Here is a 19,580-nt window from a genome sequence, read left to right as displayed (position 1 = left end):
TCAGTGGGCGACCACCGGGATGCGGACCTCGTCCTCGACGGCGTCGCCCTCGCCGGAGACCGGGCCGGCGCCCGGGCTGCCCGTGGTGATCAGCGTGACCGCGATCGCCGAGGCGAGGAACAGGATGCCGACCGCCCACCAGATGGCACTGGTGAAGCCGTGCACCATCGCCTGGAGCTTCAGGAGCTCCACGCTCTTGGCGGTGGCGGCGTGCGAGGTGACGTACGCGGTGGTGGCCGAGGCCGCGATGGTGTTCAGGAGAGCGGTGCCGATGGCGCCGCCGACCTGCTGCGAGGTGTTGACCATCGCGGAGGCGACACCCGCGTCACGCGGCTGGACCCCGATGGTGGCCAGCGACATCGCGGGCATGAAGGCCGTGCCCATGCCGAGACCCAGCAGGATCTGCGCCGGCAGGATCAGCCCGGCGTACGAGGTGTCCATCTTCAGCTGGGTCAGGATCAGCATGCCGACGCCGGCGGTCAGGAAGCCGGGGCCCATCAGCAGGCGCGGCGGGACCCGGGTCATCAGCCGGGCGCCGATCTGGGTGGAGCCGGTGATCATGCCCGCGATCATCGGCAGGAACGCGAAGCCGGTCTTGACCGGCGAGTAGCCCTTCACGACCTGGAGGTAGTACGTCAGGAAGAGGAAGAGGCCGAACATCGCGATGATCGCGAGGCCCAGGGAGAGGTAGACCCCGCCCCGGTTGCGGTTGGTGACGACGCGCAGCGGCAGCAGCGGGTGCTTGACCTTGGCCTCGGTGGCCACGAACGCGAGCAGCAGCACGGCCGCGGCGACGAACATGGACACGGTCAGCGTGTCGGACCAGCCGGCCGACTCGGCGCGGGTGAAGCCGTAGACGAGCGCGACCAGGCCGAGGGTGGACAGGACCACGCCCGGGACGTCCAGGGGCGAGCGGTTGCGGGTGCCCGAGGGCTCACGGATGACGAAGTAGGCACCGGCGGCCGCGATGATCGCGAACGGGATGTTGACGAAGAACGTCCAGCGCCAGTTCAGGTACTCGGTGAGGAAGCCGCCGAGGATCAGGCCCACGGCGCCGCCGCCACCGGCGATCGCGCCGTAGATGCCGAACGCCTTGGCGCGCTCCTTGGCGTCGGTGAACATCACCGCGAGCAGGGAGAGCGCGGCGGGCGCGAGCAGCGCGCCGAACGCGCCCTGGAGCGCGCGGGAGCCGAGCAGCATGGCCTCGCCGGTGGCCGCGCCGCCGAGCGCGGACGCGGCGGCGAAGCCGAGCAGACCGACGACGAAGGTGCGCTTGCGGCCCCACAGGTCGGCTATGCGGCCGCCGAAGAGCAGCAGTCCGCCGAAGGCGAGGGCGTAGGCCGTGATGACCCACTGCTTGTTGCCGTCGGAGATGTCCAGGGCCTTCTGGGCCGAGGGCAGGGCGATGTTCACGATCGTCGCGTCGAGCACGACCATCAACTGGGCGAGCGCGATGAAGGCGAGGGCCTTCCAGCGACTGGGGTCAGGAGCGAGGTCCTGAGCCGGGGCCTGGGCTGTTTTTGACATGGGTGTAGCCACCTTGGGACGCGTTGTGCGGAAAGCGGAGTGCTGAAGTCTGCGGAGGTCTGCGGAGGTCTGCGGAGGTCTGCGGAGTGAGTACGGAAGTCTTGGGTGCTGCGAGTGTTGCGGCGGGGGCTGAAGTCCGGTGCGCTGCCGGGCGGTTGCTCGATGTACTCGGTTGGCGCGTTACCCGACAGCGCTCGGTTGCATCTGGCTGAGGTCCTGGAGGGTCGCCGCCGTGCCCGGCAGCTCGGACCGCGCCGGGGCTTGCAGCCCGTCGAGGAACAGCTGCAGATGGCGGCGGACGAATTGGTCGATGTTCGGGCACGCGGTGCCCGGCAGCGGCCGGGTGAGCTGGGAGAGGGCGACCATCAGATCGCCCACGGCGACGTCGTCGCGCAACTGGCCGCTGCGCCGCGCCCGCGCCATGAGGTCCGTGACAGCCCCGTCCAGGCGGTCACGGGAGGCCTCCAGCTCCGGCAGGTTCCGCTCGAAGCCCTCGGAGAGCATCGGGCACAGGGCACCGATGCGCTCGTCGGCCGCCGCGTACACGAACCGGCGCAGCGCGGCGAAGGCGTCGCTCTCCTCGGCCGCCGCCGTCTCCGCCGCCACCGCGACGCGTTCCATGACGGCGAGGACCACGCTGGTGATCAGCTCGGCGCGGTCCGGGAAGTGCCGGTAGAGGGTCGCGTTGCCGATGCCCGCGCGCCGCGCGATCTCGTCGAGCGGCACCATGGCGCCCTCCTCGACGAACATCTCGCGGGCCGCCGCGATGATCCGCTCCCGGTTGCGCAGGGCGTCGGCCCGCGGGCGCGGGGCGCGGCGCGGCTCTGCGGCGGTGGGTGCGGTGGCGGTGGACACGGCGCGTACTCCTTCTCGAAGTCTCGAAGCTGCTGGTCTCGAAGCTGCTCGTACGTCTCGCAGCTGCTCTGACACGTTTCCGAAGCGGGGAAGCTCTCCCCGTTTCGGCGGGACACAGGTGCAAACGGGGAAAGGCTCCCCGGTTATTTCCGACCGGCCGGGCAGTTTTGTGTGACCTGAGTCACAACCTCCGGATCGGAAAACCACACGCCCGGCCCACCCAGCGCGCGCCCGCGACACGCCCGACACAGGGTGATCGCACGAGCGCAGTCAGGGACCGGCCTGCTGCCGGACGGCCGAAGGCGGGCGTGCGTATGGACGTACGTATGGAGGAGTCCGGCGGGCCCCGCCGCCCGATATCCGGCAGGCCGCGCGACCCGCGCCGGCGCCGCACCCTCGCCGGGGCCGCCCTGGCCGCCGTGGTCCTGGCCTCGATGACGTCCGGCAGCACCACGCTCGTGGCCCCCTCGCGGGCGTCGGCGGGCCCGGTGGCGACCGGCGGCGACCTGGCGCTCGGGCCGTGCCGGATCAGCGCCACGATGGGCGTGCAGATGTCGGAGGGCCTGCCGACCCCGCCCGGCTACGCGCACTCCACCGGCACGGTCCGCGCGCTCACCCTGATGGTCGACTTCCCGGACGCGCCGGGTCCGCAGCCCGCGCTGAGCCGGTACGCGGAGTTCTTCCCGCAGACCACGCAGTGGTTCCGCACCGCGTCGTACGGGCGGCTCGACTACCGCCCCGAGGCGCCGATCCCGCAGTGGCTGCGGATGCCGCAGGCGTTCTCGGCGTACGGGATAGAGCGCGGCGCGCCGTACGAGCCCGGCTACCACCGGCTGGTCAAGGACATCGTGGCGGCGGCCGGCTCACGGGTGAACTTCGCCGCGTACGACCTGGTCAACATCCTGATGACGCCGAACGCGGGCCCGTCGGCGCTGGACACGGTCCTGTCCGTCACCTTCTCGGGGAACGAGGACGCGCCGGTGGCGAACGGCGTGCCGCTGTCCAACACGTCCTTCGTCTACAGCCGCCAGGACGACGGGTCGGGCTCGTACCACGAGACCGGGTACCGGGTGCTGCCGCACGAGAACGGCCACATCTTCGGGCTGCCCGACCTGTACACGCCCGAGGGCGGCGGGGCGGTCGGCCACTGGGACATCATGTCCGAGGACTGGGGCGCCAACAACGACATGCTCGGCTGGCACAAGTGGAAGCTGGGCTGGGTGGACAACTCGCAGGTCGGCTGCGCGTCGCGGCCGGGTACGAGCGAGTACGTGCTGACCCCGCTCTCGGCGCCGGGCACCGGCCGCAAGCTGGTCTTCGTCCCGCTCTCGGACGAGTCCGGCTACGCCCTCGAAGTACGCACCCGGACCGGCAACGACGAGGCCGTCTGCAAGCCCGGCGTCCTGATCTACCGCGTCAACACGGACGTCGACACGGGCCGCGGCCCCATCACGGTCGCCGACAGCACCAAGGACAGCGGCGGCTGCACCCGCCGCCCCAACGTCCAGGCCGAACTCTCCGACGCCCCCTTCGCCCCCGGGGAACACTTCACGGATCGGGAGCGGGGTGTGCGGGTGGCGGTGCTGGGGGTGGATGAGCTGGGGAATTATCGGGTACGGGTGACGCGGGGCTGAGGTTTGTGTACGGCTCTCCGCGCGGTTCCCCGCGCCCCTTGCTTCCGCGTGCGGTGATTTGCCTGCGGGCCGGTGTTCGTGGGTTTGGTTCCCCACCCCACCCCTTCCCGAAAGCCTCCGGCGGTTGTCGGTCGGCTGCGGGCCGGTGGGGGCTTGTCGCGCAGTTCCCCGCGCCCCTACAGGAGGGCCCGAAAGGCCCATCCAAGGGGCGCGGGGAACTGCGCGAGCAACCCAGCACCGTCCGCAGCCGAACGAAGCGGGGTGCAGGGGGCGCAGCCCCCGCCAAGGGGTCCGGGGGCGAAGCCCCCGGGAGAACCGCCTTCGCCCCCACCCACCCCCGGAGGGTTCAGGGAAGGGGTGGGGTGGGGGAGAACCAGTCTCGGAGCTCGCGCTTCAGTACCTTTCCCGTCGCGTTCCGCGGCAGCGGCACCCCCACGATCACGACATGCTCCGGGACCTTGAAGGCCGCCAGGGTGCGGGCCACGTGCGTGCGCAGCTCCTCCGGGGTCACGGAAGCCCCCGCCTGGACCGCCGCCCCCACCTCCTCCCCCAGCCGGGGGTGCGGCACACCCAGGACCGCCGCGTCCAGCACCGCCGGATGGCTGTGCAGCGCCGCCTCCACCTCCACGCAGTACACGTTCTCCCCGCCCCGGATCACCATGTCCTTGATCCGGTCGACCACCGAGACCCGGCCGGACCGCGCCACCGCCAGGTCCCCGGTCCTGAACCACCCGTCCACGAAGGCGAGTTCGGTGGCCCCGGGGTCGTTCCAGTACCCCCGGATGTTCGACTGACCGCGCAGCCACAGCTCGCCCACCTCGCCGTCCGCCACGTCCCGCCCGTCGCCGCCGACGACCCGCACCTCGGTGGTGGGCGTGGGCCGCCCCACGCTGTCGGGCCAACCCCGGTACTCCGCACCGAAGTTGGCCAGCACTCCCCCGCTCGTCTCGGTCAGCCCGTACCCGTTGCGCGGCTCGATCCGCTCCCCGTACCGCGAGCCGAGCCGCCCCACAAGCCCGGGCGGCGCGGCGGACCCACCGGTGTTGAACATCCGCAGCGACGCCATGGCGTCGCCCGTCTCCTCCGCCGCGTCGAGGAGTTGCAGTGCCGTGGTGGGGACGCCCGCGTAGTGCGTCACCTTGTGCTCGCGTATCAGCTCCAGCGCCCGCCGCGCGTCCCACTTGCGCATCATGACGAGCGTGCCGCCCGACCCCATCACGGAGTAGAACCCGCTGAAGCCCGCCACATGGAAGAACGGATACGTCACCAGGGAGACCGGCGCCGCCCCCTGCCCCGGCACCTCGCCCCGCCCGAGCGCGGACATGGCGGCGTGGAAGCGGGGGTTCAGCGCGGCCCCGGCCTGCGCGAGATGCGTGGCCACGGCGCCCTTGGGCCGCCCGGTGGTGCCGGAGGTGTAGATGATCGTGGCGTCGTCGGACGGAGAGAGGGGCACGTCGGGCGGCCCGGCGCCGGGCTCGGCCGCCGCAAGCTCCAGCAGATCCGCCAGCCCGCCCCCGTACGCCTCGAACCCCTCGGGAAGCTCACCGTCCACGCCTTCGAAGACGATGCCCGCGACCCCGGCCCCGCGCGCCCACCCCGCGACCCGCTCCAGCCGCTCCCCGTCCACCAGCAGCACCCGGGGCGCGCAGTCGTCGAGCGCGTACGCGAACTCGTCCTCGGCCCACCAGGCGTTCAGCGGCACCGCCACGAGCCCCGCCAGCTGCGCGGCCCAGAAGGCCAGCTGCCACTCGGGCAGATTGCGCATGGCCACGACGGCACGGTCGCCGCGCCGCAGCCCGTACACCCCGACAAGCCGCCGGGCCAGCGCGGAGGCCGCCGCGAAGAACTCCGCGTATGTATACGTCCCGCTCTCCGCCACCAGAAACGGCCGCTCCCCGTACGCCCAGGTGACCTCCACGAACTCCCGCAAGGTCCGTGGCCCAGCCACATAAACGGGCACCCCGTCCGCCCCGCGCTCCACGGCGAAGGGCGCTCCGGGCGCGGTGAGCAGCGCTTCGGCGGAGGCCGGGGGGTGCGGCTGCGGCACGGGGTGTCCTCCTGTGCGGGCTGATACGGATACGGGCTGTGAGGGCTGATACGGATACGGGCGGCGCACCCCCAACATATGCGCCCCGCCCCCACGAGGTCAGCCCAGCCAGGCCGAGGCCACCGCGACCGCCTGGCGCGGGTTGAGGCGGGGGTCGCAGAAGCTCATGTACTTGTCGCCGACCTCGTGCAGCCGCTCCGGATCGGTGACGCACTCGGTGACGGCGTCCGGCGTGGTCTCCAGATGCATCCCGCCCGTAACCCCGCCCGCGGCGGTGACCGCGTGGTGGAACTCCACGACCTCCCGTACGACCGTGTCCACCAGCCGTGTCTTGAGCCCCTCGGGCGCGCTGACGGTGTTGCCGTGCATCGGGTCGGTCAGCCAGGCGACCGGATGGCCCGCCGCGCGCACGGCCGCGACCAGCCCGGGCAGCCGCTCGCCGACCCGGTCGGCCCCCATGCGGGCGATCAGGGTGAGACGTCCGGGCGTGCGCAGCGGGTCGAGCGCGTCGCACAGGGCGAGCAGGTCCCCGGCGGTCATACCCGGGCCGACCTTGCAGGCCACCGGGTTCGCGACGGCGGCGAGCAGCGCGACATGCGCGCCGTCCACCTGACGGGTGCGCTCGCCGATCCACGGCCAGTGGGTCGAGGTGAGCAGCAGCCGCCCGTCCTCCTGGCGGCGTACGAGCGGCGACTCGTAGTCGAGCAGCAGCGCCTCATGGCTGGTCCACACCGGAGTGTCGTACGGAATCCGACCGCGCCGGGCAGCACTCCACCCCAGCAACTCCATTACTGCGTACGCCGATTGATATCCGGTCAGCATCCGAGCCGGATCAGGCCGGCGCAACTCCGGGTGGGGCTCCGGGGCATTGACCATATGCCCCCGATACACCGGCAGCTCCACACCGCCCACGTTCTCGGTCGGCCGCGAACGCGGCTTGGCGTACTGCCCCGCGAGCCGTCCGACCCGTACGACCGGCTTGTGCGAGGCCATCCTCATGACCCCGGCCAGCATTTCCAGCAGTCCCACTTTGCGGGCGACATCGCCGTGACCGGTCTCGGCCCAGTCCTCGGCGCAGTCGCCGGACTGGATGACCTGCGCTTTTCCGGCCGCGACGGCGGCGAGCCGCGCATGCAGCCCGTCGACGTCCGCGGCGTCGACGAGCGGCGGCAGCGAGGCGAGCTGTTCCCGCACCCGCTCCAGTTCCGGGTGGCCTGCCCAGTCCGGCTGCTGGGCGGCGGGAAATGTGCGGAGGTACGTACGCAATGTGCGGAGACCGGTCACTTTTTGCTCCCCCAGAGTGGGCGACTCCAACGCCACGGACATCGACTGCCGACTCTTGCGGAGCGCGCGAGGAAAACCGAAGTCGTACCGCCGGTACCGGAAATTGCGGCGGATTCTCGGCCCGAATTTGACGGAGTTCGTGCCCTTGCGCGGGCGTGTGAGGGTGTCAGGGCACCTGCGGCGCCTCGCGGGGATGGCGGCGGCCGCGGCAACGCGTTCCGCCAGGTCGGCGGGGCGCTGGGCCCGGCGCTTCCGCCGAGGCGGGCGGGGGGGGGAGGCGTGGGTGGGCGGGTGACGTCTGGGGGGAGGCGGTCTGCGGCGCGGGGCGGCCTCCCTCCACGAGATCGGCGGCCCCCGGCTCGGGGCTGGCCGGAGCGGGGCTGGCCGGAGCGGGGCTGGCCGGTCACCCCGGGCCGCGACCCGCCCACCCCGCTCCCCCGCCCCCATCCGCTACCCTGTCCTGGGCTGCCCACAGCGGCGGCCGCACGTTGCCCCGCCTCCGTAGCTCAGGGGATAGAGCACCGCTCTCCTAAAGCGGGTGTCGCAGGTTCGAATCCTGCCGGGGGCACAGGCTTCAGCGAGTGATGTACGGCGAAGGGCCGGACCGGGGCGTGTTCCCGGTCCGGCCCTTCGTCGTACTCATCGGGCAGGGGCTTGCGCGTCGAGCTCGCGCAGGAGCTTGACGCAACCGTGGCAGCAGTCGACCAGGCGCCGTACGTGTGCGTACTGGCGGGTCGGGTTGGCTTCCCGTGTGGCCAGGTCCAGTTGGCGCTTCGCGTCGGTGACGGCGAGGAGGACGCGGCTGCGTGCGGGAGCGTCGGAGGGGATTCGTGCCTCGGCGTCCTCCAGGACCGGGAGCAGCAGCATGAGGTAGCCGCGGGCGCGCAGGGTCGATTCCGTCGCGGCGGCCAGGTCGTGCGCGTGGTCCGCCGACCCGTCGAGGAGGTCTCGGCAGCCCCGCTCGATCGTGTCCAGGTCAGGCCCGCCCGGCCCTGGGCCCCACTCGGTGATGCGGTGGCGCCCGTGGTGGATCACCTCGTCCACGCCTGCCGGTGCGCAGTGGTCCGCGCGGTGGCGGGGCGGGAGCAGCCAGTACACCCCGGGGCGGGCGGTGCGGTGCACGGCGGGGACGCCGAGCCAGGTCGGGTCGGGGCCGAGCAGTGTCGCGTCGGGGGCTCGGTGGTGGGCGCAGCTGCCCGGCGGCACGAGGGCGTAGTACCAGACGCTCGTGTCGTAGGCGTCGTGGATGACGGGTCCGTCCAGTACGCGGGCGAGGTACGCGCCGACGGCGCCCGAGTCGCCGCTCTGCGCGGCCGCGTGGACGATCGCGGCGGAGACGCGGACCGTGTCGAAGACCCGGCCCGTCGGGAGCATCGCGATGCCACCCCGCTGCCACTCCAGCCACGCCCTCGCAGGTGTGGGGTGCGCGGACGCGAGCCAATCGGAAACCGCGCGCTGAGTTTCCACGGCCCCGTTCATACGTCCTGCCCCATGTCCAGACGAGCGGCCAGCCGGACCGCCACGTCGGGGCGCACGCGCCCCAAGGTGACGAGCCCCAGGGATGATCCGTCGTCGGTACCCAGCGACGGGAGAACGATCCCCGCACGTTTCAGCGCTGCCCTCAGCAGCTCGGTTGCCGCCTGAGACTCCGATGCATTGATCTGCATTGCCATGAACCGGAAGGTAGGGATGGTGAGTTGATCGACACCACGCGAGTTACTCGAAGTTTCTTGACCACCTGGCGGAGTTGCGCGATGTTATTCACGAAGGCCGAACCAACCGGACCCACGGGGCGTTGGTCTGCATGATGCTTACGGGATCAGTCCTCGACGAAAGGAACTGATCATGGCGCGACGGCTGCGCTTCAACGGCACCGGCAGTGGTGGCGGCTCCTGTCCCGCTGTGCACGAAGACCTGGACACGGGTGAGGTCATCGTGCACGGCCCCCGGCTCACCGACCCCGAGGACATCGCCCAGCTCCAGCACCTGGACGAGGACGAGATCCCGGTCGTGGTGCCGCGCAACACGCTGATCGACTTCGGTCCCAAGGACCGGGACACCGAACCGCGCGTCCTCGGCCCGGACACGTTTGCCCGAATGTTCGAGAACTTCCGGCACAGCGCCTGGCACCTGGAGATGCGCAAGGGCTACGCGTCGGACCAGGCGACCGATACCTACGCCCAATTCGCCCGGGGTGAGACGCCGACATGGGACATGGACTCACCGTGGGCTCGTACGATCGGCGCCAAGACGCGGGATGGCGCGTACGTCGGGCGCGTCCGGATCGTCGACAACCCGCCGACCGAGGGCCAGCTGTACCTGCTGGCGCATGCCGAGCACAACACCGAGCTCGGTGAGGAAGTCCGGAACATGTGGCGCGACGAGGCCAGGCGTGCAGACCTTCCGGACGAGGATTTCTGGATCTTCGACTCCCACATCGTCGCGCTGTGCCTGTTCGATGACGACGACAACCTCACGGGCGCCGAGCTGATCACCGAACCGGCGCGCGTCAACCAGTACAACCGGCTGCGTGACGTGGCGCAGCACTACGCCACCCCGAACAGGCAATTTGTGGCCGAGCTGGCCGCGAAGGAGGAGTAAGCAGGTGAGTACCGGTGAGCACGGACTACCAGAAAGCGCGCGAGGATCTCGGGATCCGGCTCCGGGAACTCCGGTTCACGGCGCCTGAAGGTCGGCTCACCGGTACTCAGCTCGCTGAGCGGCTCGGGTCGGGATGGACCAAGGTCAAGATCAGCAAGCTGGAGAACGGCAAACAGACGGCGACAGCCGAGGACCTGCGGGCCTGGGCGGACGGGACCGGACAGCCCGACACCTATGAAGAACTGCTCGCCCGGCTGCGGGGGTTCGAGTCGCACATCCGGTCGTGGCGTCGCCAACTCGCCTCGGGACACCGGCCCGTGCAGGACGCCGTCACGGTGGAGCACGAGCGGACACGCGTCCTGACCATCTGGGAGAACGTCCTCGTCCCCGGCATGGTGCAGATCCCCGAGTACGCCCGGCACACCTTCAACCGGCACGCCGACCTGATGCGGTCGCCGCGAGACACCGAGGACGCCGTACGCGCCCGGATCCAGCGGCAGGAAGGGCTGTACCGGCCGGGCCGGAAGTACCGGATCATGATGTGGGAAGGCGCGTTGCGGTCCCTGGTCTGCCCGCCGTCCGTGCTCGCCGCCCAGTTGCACCACCTCTCCGGTGTCATCGGCCTGGACACCGTGGAGCTGGGCATCGTCCCCTTCACGGCGTCGCTGAAGATCTGGCCGGGCAACAGCTTCTGGGTCTACGACGAGCGGCTCGTGGTCGTGGAGGACTGGCACGCCGAGCTGTGGATCGACGACGCCGACAGCATCGCCACCTATCTCCGGGTATGGCAGACCCTGAGCGAGTCCGCGGTCTACGGGGCCGACGCGCACCGGGTCGTCGCCGATGCCCGACGCGTGTTGGGCGAACCCTGAGACGACCGGCTTCGCACCAGCGGGGCCGACCCCTCAATGCGGCCCAATGAGCTCCGACGCCCCCGCCCGCATCCGCAGCGCCACCGCCGACGCCTGTGCCGTGTAGGCCAGGATGCGTTCGCCCTCCGGGTCCAGGGGGGTGCGGGGGCGGAACAGGAGGTGGCCCAGCCACGTCGTGCCCGCCCAGACCGACGCCTGCCAGACTCCGCCGTCCAGGAGGACCGGGGGGCGGGGGGACGGGGCCGGGGCGGGGAGTTGGGGGGCCGGGAAGGCGGACTCGCGGCCTGCCACCACGCCGCCCTGGTGGTCGCGGACGATCGCCTCGCCGTCCAGGAGGATGCCGACCTCGTCCGCCAGCGCCGCCAGGCCCCGGGCGGACAGGGCCAGGCCCAGGATGTGGTCGCGTACCACCTCCAGTCGGCGCTCCGCCTCGATCGTCTCCATCGCCAGCGCGCTGTGCTCCTCCAGCTTGGCCACCTCGGCGTTGTAGAGCTCCACCCACTGGGCCTTGTCGATGGCCACAGCCGCCAGGTCCGTCAGCGAGCCCATCAGGGCGACCTCGGCGGGCTCGAAGGGGCGGACCTCGCGCTGGCCGAGGTAGAGCACGCCTACGCTGCCGCCGTCGTGGTGGAGCGGCAGGGCGAGGACCGAGCGCACGCCCTCGCGGGCCGCCATCGCGTCGAGCGCCGGGTCGTGGTCGATGTCCGGCTCGGTCAGGTAGTCGGACGTCCAGAACGGCGCGCCGGTGGCCCGGACCACCGCGCCGATGCCACGGCCACCCGTCAACTGGATGCCCGTGTGGAAGGAGTTGCAGACTCCGGCCGACGCCCGGACGACCGAATCGCCGTCCTTCGACGTCAGCAGGGTCACCACCGCCACGTCCACGTCCAGGAGTTGGCGGGCTCGCTGCGCCACCACCTTCAGCAGGCCGTCCACATCGCACGCGCCCATGAGGTCGCGCGAGGTCTCGATGAGGGCCGCCAGGTCGAGTTCACGCCGCCGCCGGCCGCTCAGCAGGCCGTGTACGGTGCGGCCGAGGCGGCCCGCCCGATGGATACGCGCCAGTTCGTCGGCGCTGGCGCCCCGGTCGTGGACCCTCAGCAGCACCTCGTCGATCTCCTGCAACGGCGCCTGCGCGGCGAGCAGTTCCAGGATCTCCAGCGCTCCGGAGTCGCCCGCTCCCCACCGTGCCGCCGCAGCCGACGTCCTCTTCGCCACGACAAGCCTCCCCCCGGACACCCCGGGCACGTCCGCCACCAGCCCGCCGAGTCAAACACATGTGTGGATTGTGTGGAAGAGATGGGTGGGCCGTGTGTACGGCTACTTCAGGCCGTTCCCCGAGGGCACGGGAACCGTTCCCGGCCGCCCCGCCAACCGCCGCCGTCGAACCGGCACCGACGCGTCGCCCTCACCCCCACACCCGCTCCTCCGACTCCTCCGCCAGCGGCGCGTAGTGCTCCGTGAACAGTTTGGCCACCAGCTCGCCCCGGCTCGACACCCGGACCTTCTCGAAGATCGCCTTCACATGGTCGCGGACCGTGTGCGGGGAGAGGAAGAGCTTCCCGGCCATCTCCGCCGTGCCCAGGCCCCGCGCGATGTACTGGGTGATCTCCAGTTCCCGGTCGGTCAGTTCGTACGCCTTCACCATCAGCGGGGCGACCTCCGAGATCGACGCGCGCTCGATCACCACCGCCGACACGCCCAGTTCGCCGTCCGCGCCGCGCAGGCAGGAGGCGTGGCAGACCAGCCAGCGGCCGCCCCTGCTGCGCACCCGCACCCGCGCGCTGCCCTTGTCCCAGCCCGCCGCTATCGCCCGCGCCTTGCTCGCCGTGCTGTGCATCCACGCGGGTACGCGCACACCGAGCGCGGTCGCCGTCGTGGGGCCGGGGACGAGGTCGTCCAGGAGCTCGCGCGCCTCGTCGTTGACGGACAGCAGCTGGCCGCCCGCGTCGAAGAGCAGCAGGCCCGGGCCGGGGCCACGGCTCGGGGTCGGCTCGGCGGAGGGCTCGGTGAACGACCGCAGCCGCCGGGCCATCGCCGTGGACAACTCCCGTACGACGAAGGCGTCGTCGGCGCCGAACGCCGGTGCTCCCTGGGCGCGGAACAGGCTCACCTGGCCCCAGGGGTGGCCGCCCACCCGCAGCACCGCGCGCAGCTCGTCGTCCAGGCCGCGCGGCGCGAGGAAGTCGCGGTAGAGCGTGCTGCGGCCGGGCAGCCCGCCGGTCGCCGCGCGCAGCCCGGCCACCGGCACGGCGGCGCGGGCCAGATCGCGGAACAGGTTGACGTTCTCGGTGAGCAGCTCGGACTCCCAGTACACCGAACAGCCCTCGGACGTCAGGTTCTCCACCCGGATCGGCGAGGTCATCATGCCGGTCACCGGGTCGGTGGCCCGCCACACCGCCGCGTCGTACGGCAGCAGTCGGCGCAGCTGGTCGGAGGCCGTGGCGAAGAGCGCCAGGGCGTCGGGGGCGGTGCGGATGTCCGCGAGGAGCGCGTCGATGGCTCGGGCGGTGCTCGCGTTCGCGTTCCTGGGCGCAGTCACGGGACCGGTCACTCCTCGTCGGGTGCGCGACTCGTGGGGCGCGGCTCGGTACCTCGTCATGTGCGAGTCGTCCCCTCCATGGTCCCCCACTCCAACCCCCGTGCACACCCCCTCACTTGAGGGGGATGCCGAGGTGGGAACACCTTCATCTCGGGATGGCGGCGCCGGCGGGCGGCGGCCGACGATCTGGGTACGGGGCCGCCGTCGGCGGCCCGGGCTCCCCTGCCGACACAGGAGGCTTCAGTCGTGCGATCCGCCGTCCAGCACACCCCGCCCATCGGCGCCGACGAGGCGGCCGGGCTCGCCGCCGTCGTGCGCGGGCCCGTACTGCTGCCCGGGCAGCCGGGTCACGCCGAGGAGAGCGCGGGCTTCAACACGCTCCTGGAGCACCGGCCCGCGCTGGTCGTCGGCGCGACCGGGGCCGCGGACGTGGCGGCGGCGGTCCGGTTCGCGGCCGCCCGGCGGCTGCCGGTGGCGGTGCAGGCGACCGGCCACGGCGCGGCCATGGCCGCCGACGGCGCGGTGCTCATCTCCACCCGGCGGATGACCGGGCTGCGCGTGGCGCCGGAGCGGGGCAGCGCGCGCGTGGCGGCCGGGGTGCGCTGGGAGCAGGTCATCCACGAGGGGGCCGCGTTCGGCCTGGCGCCGCTCAACGGCTCGTCCCCGCTGGTCGGCGCCGTCTCGTACACCCTCGGCGGCGGCCTCGCCGTCATGGCCCGCACCTTCGGCTACGCGGCCGACCACATCCGCAGCATCGACGTGGTGACCGCCGACGGCGAGATACGCGTGGTCGACGAGGAGCGCGAGCCCGAGCTGTTCTGGGGGCTGTGCGGCGGCAAGGGCAACTTCGGCGTGGTCACCTCGCTGGAGATCGGCCTCATGCCGGTGAGCAGGCTGTACGGGGGGTGCCTCAGCTTCGACGGGGCGCTGGCCCCGGACGTGCTGCGGACCTGGCTGGAATGGACCGCCCGGGTGCCGCGCGAGATGACCTCCTCGATCGCCCTGGTGCGCTTCCCGGACGACCCCGCGCTGCCGGTCGAGCTGCGCGGGCGCTTCGTCACCCAGGTGCGGATCGCCTTCACGGGGTCGGCCCCGGCCGGCGAACAGCTCGTCCAGCGGCTGCGGGAGTCGGGGCCCCGGCTGCTCGACACCGTGCGGGAGATGCCGTACACCGAGATCGCCTCGGTGCACGGCGACCCGACCGTGCCGTACGCGTACCACGAACGCACCGCGATGCTCGGCCCGTTGGACCGCGCGGCGGCCGACCGGCTGCTCGCGCACGCGGGGCCCGGCTCCGGGTGCACGCTGGGCCTGGTCGAGCTGCGCCACCTCGGCGGCGCGCTCGCGAGCCCGGTGCGCCATGCCAACGCGGTGGGCAACCGGGACGCCGCGTACTGCCTTTTCACCGTCGCCCCCGGCGGCCCCCGGGACATGGGGGCGGGCCCCGACGACCTCCTCGTCGACGCGATGGCCCCCTGGGCCACCGGGGGCCGCTACCTGAACTTCCTGGACGCCTCGGCGGGGGCCGACCACGTCCGCAGTGCGTTCACCCCCGACGCGTACGCCCGGCTCGGCGCGCTCAAGGAGCGCTACGACCCCGCCAACGTGTTCCGGGTGAACCACAACATCGCCCCCCAGGCACGGCGCAGCGAGGTACCGGCGTGAACATCAGCGTGATCGGCGCGGGCCCCATGGGCCGGGCCACCGCCCATCTGTTCGCCCGGGCCGGGGAGACCGTGCAGCTCGCCGACCGGTGCGGCGACCGGGCGGTGCGGGCGGCCGCCGACGCGGGCGCGGGGGCCGTGGGCAAGGTCGTCGCCGGGGACGTCGAAAGCGCCCTGCGCGCCGAGCTCATCACCCTCGCCCTGGGCGCCGACGACGTCCTGGCCTTCGTCGGCGAGCACAGCTCCGCGCTCGCCGGGAAGATCCTCATCGACACCACCAACCCGGTGGAGGCGGCCGGGGCGCTGCCGGAGCGCTCGGGTGCCGCCAGCATGACGGAGCTGATCGCCGAGGCCGCGCCGCGGGCCTTCGTGGTCAAGGCGTTCAACACCTCCTGCGCGGCCACCCTGTTCTCCGGCCGGCTCGACGGCGCCCACCTCGACGTGTTCGTGGCGGGCGACGACTACGAGGCCAAGATCCCCGTGATCGAGCTGATCGACCGGGCGGGGCTGCGCGGCCTCGACGCCGGGGACCTGCACAACGCGCGCGTCCTGGAGCAGATGGCGCTGCTGTGCATCGAACTCATCGACCGGCTGGGCCTCGGCCGCAACGCCGGACTCAAGCTCCTGCCCGACGGGTGACACCCACCCGCGCCCCCTCCCCGTACCCATCCAAGGAGCCACTGTGCGTCTGCGATTACTCGTCCTCGCGGTAGGAAACTTCGCGATGGGCGTCGACACCTTCGTCATCGCGCCCATCCTCGATCCGATGGCCGACGACTTCGGCGTGGCCCGGACCACCGCCGGCTGGCTGATCACCGCGTTCGCGCTGGCGTACGCGATCGGCGGGCCGATGCTGGCCGCCGCGACCGGCCACCGCCCGCCCCGCCAGCTGCTGCTGGGCGCGCTCACCGTCTTCGCCGTCGGAAACGCGCTCACCGCGGTCGCCGACGGCTACACCTGGGCCATGCTGGGCCGCGTGGTGGCCGGAGCGGGCGCCTCCATGTACACCGCCAACTCCCTTGCCACCGCACGGGCGATGACACCGCCCGAGCGCAGCGGCCGGGCCACCGCGCTGGTGGTCGGCGGGCTCACCGCGGCCATCGTGCTCGGGCTTCCGCTGGGCGCCTGGCTGGGCGACCAGGCAGGCTGGCGCGCCACGCTCTGGCTGGTGGTGGGCCTGACCGTGGTCGCCACCGTCGGCATCGCGGCGTCCATCCCCGAGCTGCCGGGTCAGGCCGCCACCACCCTGCGCGCCCGGCTCGCGCCTCTCGGCCAGCCGAAGGTGCTCGTCACGCTGCTGGCCACCCTGCTCTGCCTGAGCACCAGCTGGACGGTCTACAACTACGTGGACCAGGTGATGGACCGGGCGACCGACGGCGACGCGAGCCGCACCTCGCTGATCCTGCTCTGCTTCGGCATCGGCGCGGTCTCGGGCAACCTGCTCACCGGGCGCCTGACCGACCGTATCGGCGCCGTGCGGACCATCCGCGTCGGGGCGCCGCTGCTGGTGGTGGCCGCCACGCTCACCCCGCTGCTCGCCCGGAACATGGCCGCGGCCTTCGTCCTGGCCGCCGCGTGGGGGGTGTGCCACTGGATGATCAACGTGCCGCAGCAGCTGCGGACGGTCGCCGCCGCGCCGCAGTCCGCCCCGATGGTCCTCGGGCTGCACCAGAGCACGATCTACATCGGCATCAGCCTCGGCGGTGTCGCGGGTGCCTCGGGCTTCTCGCTCGGCGGCGCGCACGGCGTCGGCTACGCGGCGCTGACCGTCGGTGTGCTCGCCCTGGGCATGCTGGCGCTCTCCCTGCGCATCAACCGCCCCGCCCCGGCCGGAGCACCCGCCCCGGCCCCCTCGGCACCGCCGCAGACCGGTGCCTCCACCCAGACTCCGACGACGATCTGAAATCCTGCTGTACGCGCTCCGCCCGGCTACCGCATGAGCCGGGCGGGAGCGCCGCACCCGGAAGCCGGACCGGCCTTGCGGACCGGCTTCTTTTGGGGGGACGAAAAGTGATGGTGCACCGCCGACGTGGGGAGGGGCTCAGCCCAATGCAGTCAGCGCGCGACCAAGAACCGTTCACCTTCCGAATACTGGGGCCGCTCGAAGTCGAGTGCGCGGGCCACAAGGTCCGCCTCGGCGGCTTCCGCCAACAGGCCTTGCTCGCCACTCTGTTACTCGAAGCGGACCGCGTGGTACCGATCGAACGGCTCCTGGAGGCCATCTGGGAGGACACCCCGCCCGCCTCCGCCAGGGGACAGGTGAGGATCTGCGTCTCCGCCATCCGCCGCCAGTTCGTCGGCGGCGGCATCGGGGACATCATCGAGACCCATCCGGCCGGATACCGCATCCGGCTGCCGCACACCGCCCTCGATCTGGCCCGGTTCGAGCACCTTGCGGGACTGGGCCGCAAGGCTGCCCGGGACGGGCAGCCCGAGCAGGCGGTGGACCTGTTCCGCTCGGCGCTCGCGCAGTGGAAGGGGCCGGTGGCGGCGGGCCTGGAGAGCCGGGTGCTGCGGCAGGCCGCGACGATGCTGCGGGAGGAGCAGCTGTCGGTCCTGGAGGAGTGCGTCGACCTGGAGTTGCAGATGGGCCGCCATCGCAAGGTGGTCGGCGAGCTGTACCGGCAGGTCGCCGAGAACCCCTACCGGGAGCAGATGTGCGCGCAGTTGATGCTGGCGCTGTACCGCTCGGGCCGGCAGGCGGACGCGCTGCGGCAGTTCCGGGAGACCCGTACGCTCCTCTCGGTGGAGCTGGGCATCGACCCGGGTGAATCCCTGCGGGCCCTGGAGCAGGCGATCCTGGTGGAGGATCCGTCCCTGGACGGCCCCCGCAGGCCGGTGGAGCCGGTCCCGGTCCGCCCGTCCTCGGTCGCCTCGCTCTCGCTGGTGCGCCAGCCCTCACTGCGTACCCTCAAGAGCGCGCGCACCGAGCAGTCCGGGGCGATACGCACCCGGCTGAGCAGCCTCCAGCAGTCCAACCTCCGGCTCCAGGCGGCGCTGAGGCTGTCCCAGGCCTGACCCCGCCCGACCCTTCCGACAATGCCCCGTGCCACCAGGCGCGGGGCATTTCGCATGCGTTGGCGGGGTGTTTCGTGTGCGTTATCGCGCCATGCACACCGCGATATCGCCGTGAAACCTGGCCGATACCGGTCCACGGGAGCGTCAGCGGCGGTGGGGCCGGCACAGGACCGCACCGGGAACCAGGCAACGGCCCCGCCGAACCCGCAGGAAAGGACGTGCTTCATGGTGCTCCCGAACGGCGCAGGCGGCGTCCCGCCCGTGGTGCACAAGTACGGCGGCAGCTCGCTCGCCTCGCTGGGGCAGGTCCGCGCCGTGGCCGAGCGCGTGGCGGCCGTATACGGCAGCGGACAGCCGGTGGCCGTCGTCGTCTCGGCCCGGGGCGACACCACCGACCGGCTGCTCGGCCTCGCCCAGTCGGTGGGGGCGGAGGCGGGCGGCCGCGAGACCGACCAGCTCCTGGCGACCGGCGAGAGCGCGTCGGCGGCGCTGCTCGCCATGGCCCTGCACCACATCGGTGTCCCGGCCGTCTCCCTCGCCGGCGCGCAGACCGGGATCCTCGCGACCGGCGCGCACGGCCGCGGGGTGATCGTGGCCGTCGACACCGAGACCATCAACGAGGTGCTGTCCCGGGGCGCGGTGGCCGTGGTCGCCGGGTTCCAGGGGCTGACCGACCGGCGCGACGTCATCACGCTCGGGCGCGGCGGATCGGACACCACGGCCGTCGCCGTGGCCGCCGAACTCGGCGCCGCCCGCTGCGAGATCTACACCGACGTCGACGGCGTCTTCACGGCGGATCCCCGCATCCTGCCCTCCGCATCGATCCTGCCGGTCGTCGACGTCGGCGTGATGGCCGAGATGTCGTTCGCCGGCGCGAAAGTCATGCACGCACGTGCCGTGGAACTAGCAGCGCTCCGGGGTGTCGACATCCACGTCAGGCACTCCGTACGGACCGGACCCGGAACCGTGATCGCTGCCAGGGAGGAGACGAAAAGCGACATGCTCGAATCACGTACGACCGTCACCGGAGTGGTGCTCGATTCCGATGTGGCCCGGGTGAACCTGCGCTTCGACGCGGGGGACGTGGACGCGGCGGCCGATGTCTTCGCGTTCCTCGCCCAGGAGTCCCTGCCCGTCGACATGGCGGCGCTCTCCGACGAGAGCACCGGGGTGAGCATCGGCATCACCGTGCACACCGACGACGTGAAGCCGCTCAGCGATTTCCTGACCCGTCGCTCCGGACCCCCGGGCCGGCCGCTCGAATGCGACGCGAACATCACCAAGCTGTCCCTCGTCGGCACGGGACTGCTGAGCCGCTCCGACAGCACCGCCCGGCTGCTCACCTGCCTCAAGTCGGCCGCGATCACGCCCAGTTCGGTCTCCGCCTCGCAGATGCGGATCTCGGTGACCGTGCCGGACCACGACGCCGTACGCGCGGCACAGGTACTGCACGACGAATTCGGTCTCGCCCAGCTCGACGCCGCACCCGGGTGCACCACGCCCGTACCGGCCTGACCCCCACAGGGGAGGTTTCGA

The 19,580-nt window shown here is 72.2% G+C and carries 16 protein-coding genes and 1 tRNA gene; 9 read left to right on the top strand and 8 right to left on the bottom strand.

Annotation, left to right across the window (positions count from 1 at the left end; translation table 11 throughout):
* Both ACGFRG_RS27430 and ACGFRG_RS27425 read right to left on the bottom strand, forming a co-directional pair.
* Complete coding sequence (locus ACGFRG_RS27430; protein ID WP_361427243.1) at window positions 1-1,527, bottom strand: MFS transporter; 1,527 nt, start codon at window positions 1,525-1,527, stop codon at window positions 1-3.
* A gap of 180 nt (window positions 1,528-1,707) precedes the next feature.
* Window positions 1,708-2,382 (bottom strand): TetR/AcrR family transcriptional regulator, encoded by a 675-nt coding sequence (locus ACGFRG_RS27425; RefSeq protein ID WP_393268153.1) that lies wholly within the window; start codon window positions 2,380-2,382, stop codon window positions 1,708-1,710.
* A 326-nt stretch (window positions 2,383-2,708) separates the two neighbouring features.
* On the opposite strand from ACGFRG_RS27425, the gene ACGFRG_RS27420 reads away from it, so the two are divergent.
* On the top strand, window positions 2,709-4,016 hold the full coding sequence (locus ACGFRG_RS27420) for a M6 family metalloprotease domain-containing protein (protein WP_393268255.1): 1,308 nt from the start codon (window positions 2,709-2,711) through the stop codon (window positions 4,014-4,016).
* 346 nt (window positions 4,017-4,362) lie between these two features.
* Here ACGFRG_RS27420 and ACGFRG_RS27415 read toward each other — a convergent pair whose 3' ends face one another.
* Window positions 4,363-6,141 carry a class I adenylate-forming enzyme family protein gene (locus ACGFRG_RS27415; protein ID WP_393268150.1) on the bottom strand — a complete coding sequence of 593 codons (1,779 nt, stop codon included), beginning with the start codon at window positions 6,139-6,141 and terminating at the stop codon, window positions 4,363-4,365.
* Window positions 6,142-6,162: 21 nt separating this feature from the next.
* Entirely contained in the window at window positions 6,163-7,347 is a 1,185-nt protein-coding gene (locus ACGFRG_RS27410; protein ID WP_393268147.1) for a 3-deoxy-7-phosphoheptulonate synthase, read from the bottom strand.
* Window positions 7,348-7,842: 495 nt separating this feature from the next.
* On the opposite strand from ACGFRG_RS27410, the gene ACGFRG_RS27405 reads away from it, so the two are divergent.
* Window positions 7,843-7,915, top strand: a tRNA-Arg gene (locus tag ACGFRG_RS27405).
* A 71-nt stretch (window positions 7,916-7,986) separates the two neighbouring features.
* Here the strand turns inward: ACGFRG_RS27405 and ACGFRG_RS27400 are convergent.
* Together ACGFRG_RS27400 and ACGFRG_RS27395 are read right to left on the bottom strand one after the other, a co-directional pair.
* The gene (locus ACGFRG_RS27400) at window positions 7,987-8,721 is read right to left on the bottom strand and encodes a DUF6415 family natural product biosynthesis protein (RefSeq protein ID WP_393268144.1); all 735 of its coding nucleotides are present in this window, start codon (window positions 8,719-8,721) and stop codon (window positions 7,987-7,989) included.
* Window positions 8,722-8,822: 101 nt separating this feature from the next.
* A complete protein-coding gene (locus ACGFRG_RS27395) occupies window positions 8,823-9,020 on the bottom strand; it encodes a hypothetical protein (protein ID WP_361433909.1) in 198 nt (65 codons plus the stop codon).
* A gap of 172 nt (window positions 9,021-9,192) precedes the next feature.
* On the opposite strand from ACGFRG_RS27395, the gene ACGFRG_RS27390 reads away from it, so the two are divergent.
* Entirely contained in the window at window positions 9,193-9,948 is a 756-nt protein-coding gene (locus ACGFRG_RS27390; RefSeq protein WP_361433907.1) for a DUF6879 family protein, read from the top strand.
* A gap of 14 nt (window positions 9,949-9,962) precedes the next feature.
* A complete protein-coding gene (locus ACGFRG_RS27385; RefSeq protein WP_393268141.1) occupies window positions 9,963-10,820 on the top strand; it encodes a helix-turn-helix domain-containing protein in 858 nt (285 codons plus the stop codon).
* Between the two features lie 33 nt (window positions 10,821-10,853).
* On the opposite strand, the gene ACGFRG_RS27380 is transcribed toward ACGFRG_RS27385, so the two are convergent.
* Together ACGFRG_RS27380 and ACGFRG_RS27375 are read right to left on the bottom strand one after the other, a co-directional pair.
* Entirely contained in the window at window positions 10,854-12,038 is a 1,185-nt protein-coding gene (locus tag ACGFRG_RS27380) for a GAF domain-containing protein (protein WP_361433903.1), read from the bottom strand.
* A 190-nt stretch (window positions 12,039-12,228) separates the two neighbouring features.
* Window positions 12,229-13,362, bottom strand: a complete 1,134-nt coding sequence (locus ACGFRG_RS27375) for a helix-turn-helix transcriptional regulator (protein ID WP_361433901.1) — start codon at window positions 13,360-13,362, stop codon at window positions 12,229-12,231.
* Window positions 13,363-13,608: 246 nt separating this feature from the next.
* On the opposite strand from ACGFRG_RS27375, the gene ACGFRG_RS27370 reads away from it, so the two are divergent.
* From ACGFRG_RS27370 to ACGFRG_RS27350, 5 genes are all read left to right on the top strand, one after another.
* Window positions 13,609-15,027 carry an FAD-binding oxidoreductase gene (locus tag ACGFRG_RS27370; protein ID WP_393268137.1) on the top strand — a complete coding sequence of 473 codons (1,419 nt, stop codon included), beginning with the start codon at window positions 13,609-13,611 and terminating at the stop codon, window positions 15,025-15,027.
* A complete protein-coding gene (locus tag ACGFRG_RS27365) occupies window positions 15,024-15,665 on the top strand; it encodes an NADPH-dependent F420 reductase (protein ID WP_361433897.1) in 642 nt (213 codons plus the stop codon). Before ACGFRG_RS27370 ends, ACGFRG_RS27365 begins: the two co-directional genes overlap by 4 nt.
* A gap of 43 nt (window positions 15,666-15,708) precedes the next feature.
* Complete coding sequence (locus tag ACGFRG_RS27360; RefSeq protein ID WP_361433895.1) at window positions 15,709-16,929, top strand: MFS transporter; 1,221 nt, start codon at window positions 15,709-15,711, stop codon at window positions 16,927-16,929.
* 146 nt (window positions 16,930-17,075) lie between these two features.
* Window positions 17,076-18,044 carry an AfsR/SARP family transcriptional regulator gene (locus ACGFRG_RS27355; RefSeq protein WP_361433893.1) on the top strand — a complete coding sequence of 323 codons (969 nt, stop codon included), beginning with the start codon at window positions 17,076-17,078 and terminating at the stop codon, window positions 18,042-18,044.
* Between the two features lie 225 nt (window positions 18,045-18,269).
* Window positions 18,270-19,559 (top strand): aspartate kinase, encoded by a 1,290-nt coding sequence (locus ACGFRG_RS27350; RefSeq protein WP_361433891.1) that lies wholly within the window; start codon window positions 18,270-18,272, stop codon window positions 19,557-19,559.
* The last annotated feature ends 21 nt before the right edge of the window (window positions 19,560-19,580 follow it).

It is taken from the genome of Streptomyces sp. NPDC048696, from assembly GCF_043198895.1.
In the GTDB taxonomy this organism is placed as follows: domain Bacteria; phylum Actinomycetota; class Actinomycetes; order Streptomycetales; family Streptomycetaceae; genus Streptomyces.
This window is presented reverse-complemented; position numbering and strand designations above follow the sequence as displayed.

Bases quoted from the DNA above. Each gene is read 5' to 3' on its own strand.
- ACGFRG_RS27430 (WP_361427243.1), bottom strand. From the start codon at position 1,527: ATGTCAAAAACAGCCCAGGCCCCGGCTCAGGACCTCGCTCCTGACCCC.
- ACGFRG_RS27420 (WP_393268255.1), top strand. From the start codon at position 2,709: ATGGAGGAGTCCGGCGGGCCCCGCCGCCCGATATCCGGCAGGCCGCGC.
- ACGFRG_RS27415 (WP_393268150.1), bottom strand. From the start codon at position 6,141: ATGTTGGGGGTGCGCCGCCCGTATCCGTATCAGCCCTCACAGCCCGTA.
- ACGFRG_RS27400 (WP_393268144.1), bottom strand. From the start codon at position 8,721: ATGCTCCCGACGGGCCGGGTCTTCGACACGGTCCGCGTCTCCGCCGCG.
- ACGFRG_RS27395 (WP_361433909.1), bottom strand. From the start codon at position 9,020: ATGGCAATGCAGATCAATGCATCGGAGTCTCAGGCGGCAACCGAGCTG.
- ACGFRG_RS27390 (WP_361433907.1), top strand. From the start codon at position 9,193: ATGGCGCGACGGCTGCGCTTCAACGGCACCGGCAGTGGTGGCGGCTCC.
- ACGFRG_RS27355 (WP_361433893.1), top strand. From the start codon at position 17,076: ATGCAGTCAGCGCGCGACCAAGAACCGTTCACCTTCCGAATACTGGGG.
- ACGFRG_RS27350 (WP_361433891.1), top strand. From the start codon at position 18,270: ATGGTGCTCCCGAACGGCGCAGGCGGCGTCCCGCCCGTGGTGCACAAG.